We start from the raw sequence: 15,688 nt of genomic DNA, 5'->3' as shown, positions 1-15,688 counted from the left end.
TCTATCTATCACACAAAATGCCTCCACTTCGCTTTCCTATAATTAGGGTGATATTCAACTGACTTCACCGAGCTTATAACCACATTTTGATTGCACAAAATGAAGCTATTCGGAGTATTAGGTCGAGCCTTTCAGAGCGTTACCTCCTCATTCGACTCATCTGGTTTCTTAGTTCTCCTAGCAAAAGGCGCTAGTGGCTAATCTTTTCAATTAGCAACGTGTCACACCATCTTGATACTCATCTATTAATACTTCCTTAAATTGATTGCGATAAACTTCGGCAGCACTGGAAGGTCTTATGGAATTTTCTTTCGCTGCTTCTGGATCATTTAATATTTCTAGACAAAAATGCTCCAAGTCAGCAAAATCCACTAGTCCTTTGTCTGCCTTTGCCGCCTGATACAACTGTGAAAATTTCTGGACAAGTTCAACAAGCGTTTCGACATATGGCTTCATTTCTTTCATATCTCTTAAAAAGCTTTGCGGCATTCTCGAAAATAATTCACTTTGCATTTCTTGCAGGATTTTTTTTGCCTTTTCTCTTACTCTCTGTGCTTCTTCCACTAATTCTGAAAGGTATTGATCGCCTTTGCATGGTTTAGCCCGCGTAAATTTTAATGACTGCATAGCTTCATATAATGTTTGCCATCCATCATTTTTGGCTTGAATAAGCACGTCCACTAAAGCTAAATCATCCTTAAAATTAGCTTCTCGTGGGCTCGGTCCACCTGGCCTCTGGGTTAATTGCTTTCCATATTTCAAAAGTTTTTTTGCTCCGTCCAAATGAAGCGCAACATCAAATAATAAATCTTTAGCAAAAGGCAATTCCTCAATCTTGCTGTCTTCTTTTAATTCATACATTTTAACAACAGAAGAAAGATAAGCATTCGGCGATGGGTTTGCTCTAGAAAAATCATACACTTCTTGGATTATTTTCTGTAAAGCATCATCGCTTCGATCATTTGTAAAAGCATCGACCACATCAAAAAAAGCATTATTCTCCGCTTTTCCATATTCTTCTTCAAATAATAGTTCTAAACATTCATCACGAAGCAGCTGCGCTTCCGTATCATCGGCGATTCGAAAGCCAGGGTCAAGATCAATTAAGTAATAAAACCTTCGAATAACCTCTAGACAAAAAGAATGAATCGTTGAAATATGTGCTTTATTTAATAAAGCTAATTGCTTTCTTAAATGCTGGGAAGCTGGATTTGCATGCAGTTTTTTTTCTAATACTTCACCAATTCGATGTTTCATTTCAGCTGCCGATGCATTCGTAAAGGTAACAACCAACAGTTCATCCACATTAATAGGAGCATCTGCAATCATTTTTTGAATCATTCTTTCTACTAGAACAGCTGTTTTTCCAGAACCAGCAGCAGCAGCAACTAAAATATCCTGGCCATTTGCCATGATTGCTTTCCATTGATCATCTGTCCATGTGACATCACTTGGCTTTTGGGGAATATTGGTTTGTCTCATATTTTCTCTGCCTCCTTCTTTATCAGCTCAAGCGCTTCTTCTTTTGAGTGAGATGCTAAAGACCGAAACTCATTTGTCTCTAGAGCCTCATCAAACTGGCATACAGATTTAAATGAACAAAAAGTACATGGGGTCTTTTCCTTTAATCGGTATGGCGCTATATCGACTTTTCCTTCTGTAATGCTATTTCCAATTTCCAAGTACTTATTGCGGACAAATCGCTGCAAATAGCGGAACTCTTCTTTTGTTGCAACTTTAGAGCGTTTGGTTAATGTTCCGTCTGTTTTCAAACCTGCTGGAACAATTGCTGAATCCCCTTTTTCTAATGTTACATCCATTAAATTGATTACTTTTTCTTCCCCTAGCATTAAACCATTCATTTTAAACTTCTTTAGCAATTCTTCTTCTATTTCTTCCAATGTTAAGATTTTTTTGCTCGCAAGCATTGGATTATGAACATGAAAATAAAGAACTCCTGCTGGATGTGCTTCCTTGTCCACAAGCAAAGAACTATTTGTAATAATTAAATCCAGATAGGTCAGCATTTGCAGCGATAACCCATAATATACTTCATTCATATTCAATTCATGAGCACTCGATTTATAATCAATTACGCGCAAAAATATTTCATTGTCGACTTCACCTTTGTCTACACGATCAATCCGGCCAACTAAGTCCATCTTCCTGCCATTTTTCAATCCAAAAGTAAGTGGCGGCATTTTTCCCTTTGGACCAAATTCCAATTCTAAATCAACAGGAGAAAAACCGCTGATTTTAGCATGTTCGCTTAATATATAAGAGGCTCTGCTGATAATTTGTTCTAACTTCCTTTTTATATAATGATGGCGATTAGTGCTTAATAATATTTCATTTTGCAGTTTGGGAGCTAATATATCTACCGCTTCTTTTGCCAGCTTTTCACATTGTTCTCTTGTTAAATCAGACCACAATAGATTATCCTGCATAACCGTTTCTGCAATAATTTTTAAGGCAGCATGAAACAAATCGCCAATGGCTGGTGCCTCTAAACGAAAAACTGGACGTTCCCTTAAACGTAAGCCATGATTGGCAAAATGGGAAAATGGGCATGACTGAAATAATTCCATACGCGATACACTTGCTGTAATATTATTTCCATATAGATCCAAAGTTGTCTGTTCTGTCAAATCGCTTGTCCTATTTTGATAGTTAAGACTGGAGAATACCTTAGTTGCCGCTTCTTTCCATTTCTGATTCTCCATATAGGCATTATAGACATCCCACCAGAAATCATAAATTGCATAGTTTCGCTTTTTTAATTGCAGCTGTCCTGTTAAATATGACAAGCTTGTTTTCCATAAAACCGCATACTCTAGTTGGCCAGATTCTGATAAATCTTTCGGATCTGCCATATAATAAGACGTTTTGGCATCTGGAAATAAATCTTTTAATCTTTTGATATAAACAGATGGAAGGAGCGACTTTCCTTCATCATTTGCTAACGGGTACGTCACATATAAATAATCGGATGGTGTAGTAAATGCCTTATAAGCTAAAAATTCTTCACCCAACAATCTTGTTTTGCTTGTAGGGGCAATTTTTATGCCGGTTTGGATAAGACTTTCTCTATCGCTGTCTGCAAATATGCCTTCATCTGCAAACTTTGATGGAAAAACTCCTTCATTTAGGCCGATTACAAACACTGCCTTAATATTATCAAGACGGGATTTTTCTAAATCTGCAATTAATACTTGGTCAATCGCTGGAGGCACAAGAGAAAAACGAAGTGTCTCCAGTCCTGCATCAAGAACCTTTGCAAACTGTTTATTGGATAATTCCTCCTCGCCAAGAATTTCAACATATTGATCAAGCAAATCAACAACACTATTCCATGCCTGATCATGTTCTTCTGCTTTTACAAGCTTTCCTGCTAGCTCTAGTTCTGTCTTCCATAACTCTAATTTTCTTGGCACTTCTAATTCTTCTAAAAATAAATACAAAGCTTCGCACTTAGCACGAACCGTTTTTCCTCGCTTCAGGCGCCCTGCAAAACGAAGCAATGGGTCAGATAGCGCAAAACGCAATTCATTTATTTCTTGTTCCACTTTCTGTTCATTATCTGTTTGTACTCCTTGCTCCATTTCAAGACCATAAATTCTTTTATATTTCCACCTCTCTTTTTTTGTCCATTTGTCTCCTTTTATTCCATAAGCTAAACAATAGTTCTCCAATTTATCTACTTTTTCTCGCAAACTATTTGTTGTTTCATGCAATGGAAATAAAAGCTCTGTTTTAATGGCACGAAACACTGGTTCATATCTCCAGTTTGTCTCAAAAATCTCTAAAGACGAACGAATTAGCTCAATCAAAGGATGAAAATTCATTGTTCTTTTCTGATCAATAAAAAAAGGAATCTGATAGTCTGCAAAAATCGTTTCAATGATATGTTGATATTCTGTTATATTTCGGGCAAGCAAACTAAAATCTCGATAACGATAGCCCTTTTGCCTAATTATTTTTAAGATTTCTCTTGCAATGCCTTCTATTTCCGCCCTTTTGTTGACACTTTCTGCAAAATGCACAGCATTTTTCCCTCTGTAGGCAGATTGAGGTCTGCTGGCAAATTGGGCTTCTAAGTGCTTTAAAGATACTTCACTGCTTCTTTTTTGTCCTGTAATGACCGTTTCTAGGATTTCATGGCCTGACTGCTCTGCCATCAAATAAATGATTTGACAAGTTTCTCCAGACATTCGAAATAAATCTAATTCATTCGGCAAATCATATTTATAGATTTTATCCAACGTAAAAGTAATTGTTACATTTTTACATACATTCATTAATTGCTGGATGATCAAATATTCCTGCGGTGTAAAACTATAGAATCCATCTATATATATTTCTGCCTGCTGCAAATAGCTGGATGCTGATATACTGTTTGCCAAAAGACGAAAATAATCCTCTCCATCTATATATTTTCCAATCATATTCTCTTCAAATTTTTCATAAATAAGCTGTAAATCATGAAGCTTATCCTCTAATGCTTTGGTATCATTTTCAGCAAAAATATCCTGCTGCTTTGCTGCCAAGTCTTCTTTCGTCACACAATATCTTCTGAATTCAGTAATAAGCTGTTCTACTTGACTAATAAAGCCATTTTTCTCCACAACTTTTTGAAATAAAATCAGTTCTTCTTTATTATCTTCAATGATTTTTCTAATCAACATATTAATGCCTACACTATCAATATGATAACGGCTAATGCCACCTGTTTCTTGCAGGACCCTCCATGCAAGTCGTGTAAAGCTGTAAACTTGAGCACGAAACATGCCATCAATACCCTCGGAAGCAACTAAACGCTGATCAGATAAAAAGGTCATTTGTTCTGGCACTAGATAAATAATTGGATTCCCCTGGGGATCTTCTAGCAATTTGTTGCGAATTTCTTCTATGCATTGGGTGGTTTTCCCGCTGCCAGTTCGCCCAGCTAATAGACGTACTGCCATATTAGCCACTCCTTTCCCATTCTAAATTAGTATTTCTTCATCATATCATACAAACATCTGTTCCATAAAGTGAACTGGCATTTAATAAGCTGAGAACTTTTGGTAGGTTGCTCTTGCCGGTAAAATAAAAAGAAGCTGACTAAAATCGACAGCTTCTTTTTATTTTTGAATACTTTTTAATGCCTGCTGAACATTCGAAAAACTATTATTCCTATTAATAGTAATGGCGCTTTTTATGACTACTTGAACTAATTCTGGTCGCAATCCAGTAACAAAAGTTTCAATTCCCATCAAACGAAACATTTCTCCAATTTCATGAAAATATTGTGCAATTTCTGTATTAAGAGTATATACGCCTGAAAAGTCTATAATAACTTTCTCAATATTTAATTCTGCTACTTTCGGAATCACATGCTCCATAATATAGTTCGCCCGGAAAGAGTCTATTATGCCGATTATGGGAAGAACGACAACTCCATTGCTAACAGGCACAAGAGGAGCCGACAATTTTGCTAATTCTTTTTTTAGGCCTTTTTCATTGGCATCTTTAAGCTTTTCAAATACACAAATTGTCTCCATCAGACTAATATCCAACATAGCATTAAGGCGTTTAATAATATATGCATTTTCTTTAACAGATAATCCCTGTTCGATACTAATTCGTGTGACAATATCTGTTATTACTTCTCGTGTTATAGGATAACGCATCGCAATTTCTGAAATTTGTCCATCTGAAGCTACTCGTGCTGCATTTTTTTTGCTCCATTCCATCAAACCATCTGGAACACTCTCTTTATTTTGATCTATGAGTGATTTTCCAAAAAAACCAAAAAAATCAATATACATGGAAACTGCCTGTTCTTTCTCCCAAGCTGGAATTGCTGCCTCAATCCCACTAAGAACATTTTCTACTATTTCAACAGCTAGAATTTCTGCATGTTCATTTGTAAATCTCGAAAATTCACTCATCTTATTCATAATCCCACCCCTTTACCGATATCTATTTCTTTTTTAGCCAACATTCATCTCTATAAAAAAGACCAGTTAAATTCATTTGAAATAAAACCAGTCTAATTACTATAGCCATTTTATTATGCATATTTCTAAAAATCCATTTGAAATTCATGCAGCGGCCAATATCTTACACTTACTTTTCCAACTACTTGATCAATTGATATAAAGCCAAAATGCCTGCTGTCCCAGCTTCCTAAACGATTATCCCCTAATACAAACAATGAGTCATCCGGTACAGTTTTTTTGCCTGTAATTTCTTCCAACGTAAAGTCACCAGTCAAGCGGCCTGCTGCAACTTGGCTTCGATAATTATCTAAAAAAGACTCCTCATATTTTTTCCCATTGATATACAAATGATCATCTTTATATTCTACTTTATCCCCTGGAAGTCCGATTACTCTTTTCACATAATCATCTTCTTTATTCGCATGGAATACAATCACATCAAAATGCTTTAGATCACTTATCTTATATCCGATTTTATTTACAACCAACTTGTTTCCATTTTCTAAGGTGGGCATCATTGATTCACCATCTACTTCATAATTGGAGAAGAAAAAAGCACGAATAATAATAAAAATGATAATCCCAATAGCAAAAGCCTTGAGCCATTCCTTGCCTTCTCTCTTGAACGTTTCCTTCAACTGCTTTCTCCCTCCAGACCAGTTTTAAAGCTCAAAACGCACTATGCATTTCCTCTTTCTTTTTCTTCCGTATGGTTCATTTTCTCTTCTATCCTTTTCCCCACATACCATAGAATAAATATAGCAACTGCTATAGGAATGGTTCTCATCGGCTGCATAATCATTGACTTTAGATCATACCCAATAAAACTAATGGTAATAATCATTACCAGCTTTCCAATTAAAACAGCAAGCATATACTGTCCAATTGAAATTCTCGACAATCCTGCCACAATATTTACTAGTGCAGACGGCGTAAAAGGAAAACATAAAAGGATAAACAATGGTCCAAATCCATGATTTTCTATCCAAATCATCAGTCTTTGCACCTTCTGATGATTTCTAATAAAACTTAATAATCTTTTTTGTCCATATTTTCTCACCAATAAAAAAACAAGCAGTGCTCCACCACAGGTGCCAATCCATGAAAAAAGGAATCCTAACCAAAAGCCGAATGCATTTACATTTGCCATTATAAATAAAAACAATGGCAAAAATGGAAGAAAGGATTCCAGCAAAGGTAAAAGAATGCCTGGCAGCGGACCAAAAGAACGGTAGCTATCAATTATTTGCATGATATTTTCCATGGTGAACCACGCTTTAATTGTCTCTATATCCATTAATAAAAACCCCTTGCTACCTTTTAAAGAATCATTTATATCTATCAATTCTTTTCATTTTTTTCATTAAACAATAACTGTTTAACATCGACTTGCTAAAAATCATAAAAAATATCATCTGCCCTAGGTATTCTTTAACAATGTTTGTTCTTAATTCGATAAAAATTCTGCTATTGCCTGTTTATTCTGCTCAAGATCCACACTTAAAACAGCCGCTCCATTTACCCTCATATCCTGATAACTGCCATCAACAGGAATTCGCATAGATTCTATTTCCACATCTTTATTTGTAATAAGTTCTTTTCCTATATAAATGATATCTCCAGTATTCATACTTGTATTTATATACGGAATCATTACTCCAGCAAGCTTAGGCAATTTCGCAACAGTTTGTACACTGGAAATTTGAGAAGCCAATGCTTTTAGCGTTTTTTGCTGTCTTTCTACCCTTCCAAAATCAGAAATGGCATCATGGCGAAAACGAACATATCCAAGCAATTGTTTTCCATTTAAATGCTGCAATCCAGGCTCTAGCGTTACTCCGATATTTGTAGACATTTTCTTTTCCACATCCATTTCCACACCATCTGGAAATGCCTCATCAATAAGTGCCTCAAACCCTTCAAAATTAACGATTGCATAATATTGTAAGTCTATATCAAAATTCTCTTTAATAGTTTGTCTTAATAATTCAGGTCCTCCAAACGTAAAAGCAGAATTTATTCGGCCTTGTCCATTCCCAGGTATATCCACATACATATCACGCATTAAGGAAAGAATTTTATAGGTACCTTTGTCTGGATGGTATTGGGCAATCATAATCGTGTCTGTGCGAAATTTATCATCCTCTTTGCGAGCATCACTTCCTAACAATAAGACGTTGGTTCCACCAGCGGCATCCTCTTTCCCGTTAAATTCATACTTAACCTTGCTAATGGCTCCTTTTTCTTCCGATTGCTTTACTCCTTGCTTATATTGAAAGTAAATATAGGCTGCCCCTACGATCAATACCATCAGAAGAAACACAAAAAATACTCTGCCCTTCCTAAGCCTTCTTCGTTTTTTTCTTTTCTTTTGATAATCTGTTCTCTCCATCCCAGTAAGGTTTCCTTTCCATGCTATTTTCAGCTAATAAAGTGAAACTTCAATCAGCGGGAATTTTCCACGTCCCCCAATGATTGTTAATTGAGACCTATGAATATAGATCTTATACACATTGGTACTATAAGTCTTTGTATTTTCATCAGGCTTTTCCAGGCAAGTTTCTTCCCACCTAAATTTAATGTTTTCTTTTTGTATCCCTTAGGCAGGAGCAAAATCCCGATTATGCGTGATAAATTTATGCTTATAGAGACTTCCCCATTGTTCGCATGACAATTGTTTTTTTAAAATTATAAAAAATTAGTCCTTCTCTGTACAATTGTTACCCTTGCCAACTAGAATTACACTATTTTTCAGTCAAAAATTCTATTATTTCTTTTATTAAAATTTTTTATTCTAATGACTTTTCTATTATCATATCAGAAAATCTGCTTTTCAAGATAATTTTTCCACTTGTCGAATAAAGTCAAACTAACAATCAGTGGAGGATTTCCATGTCTCTGCTGATTGTTAAATGATAAAACTAGTTTTTCATCAGATGCTCTTTAAACCAATTCTTTATATAGTTTAGACGCTCTATCCTAAGAGATGGTTTCCCACTTCTTGACAATTCATGGTTCGATTCTGGAAAACGAATAAATTTTGTCGTTTTCTTTTGTTTTTTTAATGCAATAAATAATTGCTCTGCCTGTTCAATTGGGCAGCGAAGGTCTTTTTCTCCATGCAATATTAACAAGGGAGTTTCTATTTTTTCTACATATGCTAATGGAGAATGCTTCCATAATGTCTCAACATCGGTTAAATCAGCCTTTAATTGCCAATCAGAAAAATAGTAGCCAATATCACTTACCCCATAAAAACTAATCCAATTAGAAATAGAACGCTGTGTAACAGCGGCTTTAAAACGATTTGTATGTCCTATCATCCAATTTGTCATAAATCCGCCGTAACTGCCCCCAGTTACTCCTAATCGTGTTTCATCAATAAAGTCAAAGTTTGCAAGAATATAATCAACTGCAGCCATTATATCCTCATAATCCTTGTTTCCATAATCTCCTCTAACTGCATCAACAAAATGCTGACCATAACCAAAACTTCCTCTAGGATTTATATATAAAACTGCAAAGCCATTTGCTGCTAATGTTTGAAATTCATGAAAATAAGTATTCGCATACATAGCATGTGGACCGCCGTGAATTTCAAGAATTAATGGATATGTTTCTCCTGTTTTAAAACCTATTGGCTTCATAAGCCATCCATGCAATTCCCATTCATCATCTGATTGAAACTGAATGGCCTCTGCCTCTGCAAATTCATGCTCTTTGGCAAACTGTTTGTTTATATCCGTTAATTGTTTTACTTCACCTGTTTCTAAGTTTAATAGAAATAAATCTCCCGGCAGTTGCGGTTTGCTTATAGCTACAACTGCCCGTTTCAGGCTGCCCCCTGTTGATAGACCATAAACATGCTGATTATCGATTAAAGATGGATAGATGGCTCCTGTTTCATGTCCAAAATAAACAATCGTATTGCCATGATCGCTTCCTAAAAATACAAAGCTTTCATTGTCTTCTCCCCACAGCATTCCAGGGGTAACAATGCCTTGCTGAAAATCTCCAATTGCATCATCCCCAATATTTGCATCCCAATCAGGTGTTAAACACTGCAGCCACTCTAACTCAACATCATATACCCATAATTTAGAATATGTTGCATTTTCATATTCCCTTTCATGCCCAATTAATCCTATTTTCTTCCCATCGGCAGACCATGTCGCTTTTCCATAATACCCTGTTCCATAAGTTATTTTTTTCCAATTATCAGTCTCTATCTCATATAAAAAAACATCTGAGCAGAAACTAAAGTCCTTATCCTTACGTGTATCTGCCGAAATCGCAATATATTTTCCATCTGGGGACCAGCTTTCTAATAAATAATCATTTTCACCGGTAGTAATCTCTGTTAATTCTCCTGTACTAATATCAACCATTCCTATGTGCTGATACTTTCCATCCCATAAGCCTGATTGATCTGATTTATACTTCATGTTTGTAACTTCGAAAGGAACTGTTTTACTATTCTTATGTATTTCATCTTCCTTATCATAGATGCTTTTTTCCTTGCCCAAACTTGTTTGAAACGCAACCTTTAATCCATCAGGAGACCATACAGGATTGGTAGCCCCATTAAGAGTATTAGTGAGCTGCTTAGCTTCTCCTCCTTCTCTATTTAATATAAATAGTTGATTTTTTCCTGTTCGATTAGATACAAATACAACTTTTTTGCTGTCTGGAGACCATCTAGGCGAATGATTTCTGTCAGTGCCAAATGTCCATTGCACCTCTTCTGTGTCTTCTTCTAAGCTTTTGTAATAAATATTAGAAGTATATGTATCATTTTTTTGGCAAATCGATGTAACAACATATAAACAATCATTTCCGCTACTATCTACTTGAGGATCGACAACAGAATTTAATTTATACAGATGTTCAGCCTCTATACCCTTTTTTTCTTTCATAACACACCATCCTTTTTATCATTTCATATACTAATTCTAATTGCTTCTTTGCTCTAATCCAAACATACCTGACCATATATTCAAGCGAAACTCCAATCAAGCTTTTAATCAGCAGATTTCTATCCGCCTCGATTTCTCGTTTTCCCTTAGGTGGAGGGCAAGAACCCATTCATGCATGTTAAAGACTTCTATGCCAAAACTTTTTCCTATCCGCACTTGATTAAATGCAAAAAGAATCCATTTCTGTTTCGGCTAACAAAACTACGAATAACCACAGAAAGGATTCTTATATTCGCTACTTTACCCCAATTGCTAGTTAAATTCAACTATGGACGAAAAAATGCCATTTGCTGAAAAACTTTTCTCTAAATTAAGCAAAATACTTTCATATAAAACACTAAAGCAAAACAGGCATCTAATAGAATGCCCCATTTATCTGCCTATACTTAATTATCATGATAGTGGCATTAGCAAAAAATTTATTTGGGACTTAATTAAAATAACAGTGAGGACTGTACATAAAGAGTTAATAAACGAAGACTTGCATATAAAACCACGCTAGAAAGATTCAACATCATTAAATAAACTTTAGAACGATTATTGGATATCTAATTCTCCTCATAATCCTCTGGATAAAGAATATTGTCTTCTTTACATTTTTCCCCTTCCATTCCTTTTTTATTTTTATGTTCACTTTTAATAAAAAAGGAGGAACTGTTTTTCTTTTCTAGATTATGATTAACCTTTTTCAGCAATGCATTGCTTCTAGATATTTGGTTGGTAATGGAATGATGGGAAACGCTAACCGTAATCTCCACATTATTTTTAAAAATGATATTTGTTTGCAGAGAACCGATTTTTTTCACTTCTACAATAGGAGAAACAGAAATCCATGAGCAAGAAATATGTGATGGAGAATGAGTCGGAAAAAGACAAATGGAAAAAGCATCAATTGCAATTGGCACTTTATAGCTGTAATTCATGAGCGCCCGTGTCCCTGTTTTTTTTCCATCATAAGAACAGCCCAATTCAATACAATTCCTGTTTATTATTTCTTTTGGCGGCAAACTGCAAATAATACTCTGATTCCCTTCATATATTTCTGAAAATAGTTCTCCCTTTTTTGTAGTAAAAGGAAAGATTGCCAGTGTTAATAAATTAATGCTGTAGTTTTCCGAAATTTCTGAAATATAAACCAAAAAATTTCCCCCTTCACTTATCTTTCCCACTATAATAGCACTAAAGAACTACTTATTACTTAAAAGTTTTAATTTTTCCTAATTTATTCAAATTATTTAATCATTTTCTTAATTTTTAAAATATTTGATTGATATTTTGAAAATTTCACCATATAATATTAAAAAGGTATCAGGGGTGAAGAAAATGAAGGAAAAGTCATACACTGAGTTAACTAAATTAAATGCTATGAAAAGAAAAAAAGCAAAAACTTATGTGATGGACCTTTACATTGATATGCTGCTATCTGAAATTCATTTGAAGATAGAAAAAGACAACTTAATGTCCCTGATTGATAAAGCCATTGACGAAAGAGATAAAGAAAAATTTAATCAATTAAGTATTGAATTCAACCAATTATGTAAGCGCTTCGGTAATTAAGATATTCTAAAATGCCACTTATTTTATCATAAAATAAGTGGCATTTTCTTTTATCCCTTTCTCCCTAAAAAGTTTTTAAAAAGAGAAAAGTTTAAATGGATAGTGTAAAAGCAGTTTTAACCGGACAAATGGTGGAAATAGATTTCAGCACCCTGAATACAAGCAGACTCCTATGAAAATGCGAAAAAACGAGCTCCGCAGGAAGCAGAGACTCGTTGCAGGCTGCACATTTAAAAACCATATCTATACGAAGAAAGCATTTAAAGAAAAACAAAAACTATCCATCCGTGTCTCCGATATTCTATAAAAAAGCTTCAACAATTAGCAGAGACTCCAATTGTTCATCATCCTTTATTTTTCGCTATTTCTTTTTAGCACGCTTGCTTCCTCCAATTCAGCTATTCGTTCTAGCATAGTTGGGTGATTGTAGCGAAAAATCTTTACTAATAATGGTGGATTTACCTCACTTAACCCTGTTTTCGCTAACTTTTGAAAAGTAGTAATTCCTGATTCTGGATCCTCTGTTATTGCTACAGCATATTCATCTGCTCTGTTCTCTTCATACCTTGAGATAGTATTGGTTAATGGACTAGAAATAAAAAACAAAAAAGAGATCAGCGCAAGCATAAGCGGCAAAGAGCGGATATCCTTTACCTCATTAATTTTAAAAGCATCTCCCCATTTGGCTATAATAATGTGCATTAGCCTATAAATGATATATAAACCTATAAGTGATAAACTTAAAGAAATCCCAATGCCTATATAAATATGCTTTTCTACATAATGAGCCATTTCATGTGCCATAACAAATAAAATTTCTTTATCCTTCAATTGATTTAGCGTCGTGTCCCAAAGAACAATTCTTGAATTGCTGCCAATCCCTGTAACATATGCATTTAAAGCATTTGTTTTATCAGACATATTTACTTCAAAAACATGTTCTGCTGGGATATTTGATTTTTTTGCTAGATTCAATATTTTTGTTTCCAGCTCTTTGTTTTTTAAAGGTGTAAAGTCGTTATACAAGGGATCGATGACAACAGGCTGAATAAATGTAATAAATAAGGTAAATGGCACCGAAATAAGCCAGGCGTATAGCCACCAGCGCTTTTTGCTTTTATTCATCAGCCAATAAATAACTATAACCAAAAGATACAAAAAAACGAAATTAACCCAAAAATCTATAAGCTCATCTTTCATCCATGCTGCAAAATTTTGTGTGGAAATATGATATGTCTTCGATAGTGTATAGCTGATATAGCTTAATGGAAATGTGGCAATATAGGCAGTTACAGATAGCCAAAATAAATAGATCCCTTGTTGCAAAAGCTTATACTTCGCTGATTTTTCTCCCCATTTTTGATAGGCCTTTGATAAACCGAATATTAATATAAGAATATAAAGCACCCATTCAAAGGGTGTAGACAGAAAAAATAAGAAATTGCGAACTTTAGAATATTCCTCACTAAGAGCAAGTTCCCTGCTATTTAAAAAAGTTGCTGGATCTGCTTGTGACCCTTGATATTCAAAAGGCAAAGCTGTGTCAGCATGATAAAATAAGTACCAATAAAAAAATAATCCGTACGCCACATAAAATAAAACCGTATAAAATCCAATTTTCCTCGCCATTGTATCCCTCCAATCCTAGTACAACCTATTAATAATAATTAGTCTAAAACTTTTCATTTAGAACTAGAAGTTATGAAATTATAAATAAAGTGAAACTCCGATCAGTGTTTGTTTCATCCTCCTTGATTCTAGCCTGAGGCAAAGCAGGAGATATAGGAAATACAATATTCCCTTAGATAAAGCTTTTATGGACACCTTCTCTCCTTACCTAAAATTCTCCCTTTTTTGCAAAATTCTTTAGGCAATAATCACAAGTCGGTTCATGCCAAATAACGAATGAAAAATAAACTCTGTTACTTTTCTTCTCTTCTAGCGGACTGTAAAATGGAGGGTTCATCAAAAAAATGCTAAAAAGATGGCTTTATCTGCTAGCCATCTTTTTAGCATTTTTAAAATTATATCTTTAATAGATAAGGTGTAGAAAATCCTCTTTTGTTACATTGCCAAAATAGTGTTTTATCGGCGTTTCTTCTAATGCTTTTTTTAAATCAGCACGATCATAACGAACACCGATCAATCTATTTTCAATATCAGCAACATCTCCAACACCAAAGAAGTCACCATAAATCTTGCAGTGCTTTACAATTCCCTTCACTACATCAAAACGCACATCGATTTGGCCGACAGGAAACCGGTGGGAATGCTGAATATTAAACTTCGGAGACTTGCCATAATTCCAATCCCAATTTTGATATCGTTCTTTTGAAATAATGTGAATCTTCTCCCAATCTTCATCTGTTAATACATACTCTTGAATATTTTCTTCTCCTTCAAACAAATATGCTAAAAGCAATTTGCGGAATTCCTCAATCGTTATATCCTCTTTCAAAAATTCTGTAATATTCGCTACTCGACTTCTCACAGACTTAATTCCTTTTGATTCTATTTTATCTTTTTTTACTTTTAAAGCAGCAACAACATGATCCATTTCTGAACGAAACAGCAAAGTTCCATGGCTGAACATTCTTCCCCTTGTTGCGTATTGAGCATTGCCAGAAACTTTTCTTCCTTCCGCAAGCAAATCATTGCGGCCGCTCAAGTCTGCATTAACGCCTAAGCTTTGCAAAGCTTTTACAACAGGTTCAGTAAATTTTCTGAAATTGTGGAAGCTGTCTCCATCATCTTTTGTAATAAAGCTAAAGTTCAAATTTCCTAAATCATGATAAACTGCTCCGCCGCCAGAAAGCCTTCTGACTACATGTATGCCTTTTTCTTCTACATAATCTGTATTGATTTCTTCAATTGTATTCTGGTTTTTGCCAATAATAATAGATGGCTCATTTATATAAAATAGCAAATACGTTTCATTTATGTCTAAATTTTTCACCGCATATTCTTCTATTGCCAAGTTAATGCGCGGATCCGTTATACCTTTATTATCTATAAAAAGCATGGTGACACCCCTTTTTTTCATCTTTCCATATTATAATAGTAACACAACTTTTATAGTAGTAATATTTATGTCCTTATTTACTATATCTAATCTACACGTCTTATTCATCTAATTTATACTCATTTCACTTTATTGGCACATTTGCTTAG

General features: G+C 34.7%; 11 protein-coding genes. 1 reads left to right on the top strand and 10 read right to left on the bottom strand.

The window, feature by feature from the left end; all coding sequences use genetic code 11:
• Positions 1-210 precede the first annotated feature (210 nt).
• From NCCP28_RS05570 to NCCP28_RS05535, 8 genes are all read right to left on the bottom strand, one after another.
• Entirely contained in the window at positions 211-1,482 is a 1,272-nt protein-coding gene (locus NCCP28_RS05570; RefSeq protein WP_309296616.1) for a UvrD-helicase domain-containing protein, read from the bottom strand.
• On the bottom strand, positions 1,479-4,964 hold the full coding sequence (gene addB / locus NCCP28_RS05565) for a helicase-exonuclease AddAB subunit AddB (protein ID WP_248560420.1): 3,486 nt from the start codon (positions 4,962-4,964) through the stop codon (positions 1,479-1,481). Before addB ends, NCCP28_RS05570 begins: the two co-directional genes overlap by 4 nt.
• Positions 4,965-5,123: 159 nt before the next feature.
• A complete protein-coding gene (locus tag NCCP28_RS05560; protein ID WP_248560419.1) occupies positions 5,124-5,942 on the bottom strand; it encodes an STAS domain-containing protein in 819 nt (272 codons plus the stop codon).
• A gap of 125 nt (positions 5,943-6,067) precedes the next feature.
• Positions 6,068-6,622 carry a signal peptidase I gene (lepB, locus tag NCCP28_RS05555; protein ID WP_248560418.1) on the bottom strand — a complete coding sequence of 185 codons (555 nt, stop codon included), beginning with the start codon at positions 6,620-6,622 and terminating at the stop codon, positions 6,068-6,070.
• Between the two features lie 41 nt (positions 6,623-6,663).
• Positions 6,664-7,281, bottom strand: coding sequence for a TVP38/TMEM64 family protein (locus NCCP28_RS05550; RefSeq protein WP_248560417.1), 618 nt, complete (start codon positions 7,279-7,281; stop codon positions 6,664-6,666).
• Between the two features lie 150 nt (positions 7,282-7,431).
• Complete coding sequence (locus NCCP28_RS05545) at positions 7,432-8,376, bottom strand: LCP family protein (RefSeq protein WP_248560416.1); 945 nt, start codon at positions 8,374-8,376, stop codon at positions 7,432-7,434.
• 529 nt (positions 8,377-8,905) lie between these two features.
• The gene (locus tag NCCP28_RS05540) at positions 8,906-10,900 is read right to left on the bottom strand and encodes a S9 family peptidase (protein WP_248560415.1); all 1,995 of its coding nucleotides are present in this window, start codon (positions 10,898-10,900) and stop codon (positions 8,906-8,908) included.
• Positions 10,901-11,508: 608 nt separating this feature from the next.
• Entirely contained in the window at positions 11,509-12,099 is a 591-nt protein-coding gene (locus NCCP28_RS05535) for a competence protein ComK (RefSeq protein WP_248560414.1), read from the bottom strand.
• 184 nt (positions 12,100-12,283) lie between these two features.
• Between NCCP28_RS05535 and NCCP28_RS05530 the strand changes: the two genes are divergently transcribed.
• Positions 12,284-12,517: an IDEAL domain-containing protein gene (locus tag NCCP28_RS05530; protein WP_248560413.1), complete on the top strand. Its 234-nt coding sequence runs from the start codon at positions 12,284-12,286 to the stop codon at positions 12,515-12,517.
• Positions 12,518-12,868: 351 nt separating this feature from the next.
• On the opposite strand, the gene NCCP28_RS05525 is transcribed toward NCCP28_RS05530, so the two are convergent.
• Together NCCP28_RS05525 and lplA are read right to left on the bottom strand one after the other, a co-directional pair.
• Complete coding sequence (locus tag NCCP28_RS05525) at positions 12,869-14,146, bottom strand: M48 family metallopeptidase (RefSeq protein WP_248560412.1); 1,278 nt, start codon at positions 14,144-14,146, stop codon at positions 12,869-12,871.
• Positions 14,147-14,549: 403 nt separating this feature from the next.
• Positions 14,550-15,539, bottom strand: coding sequence for a lipoate--protein ligase (gene lplA, locus NCCP28_RS05520; protein WP_248560411.1), 990 nt, complete (start codon positions 15,537-15,539; stop codon positions 14,550-14,552).
• Positions 15,540-15,688 lie beyond the last annotated feature (149 nt).

This window comes from Niallia sp. NCCP-28 (assembly GCF_023168165.1).
GTDB lineage: Bacteria > Bacillota > Bacilli > Bacillales > Cytobacillaceae > Niallia.
This window is presented reverse-complemented; position numbering and strand designations above follow the sequence as displayed.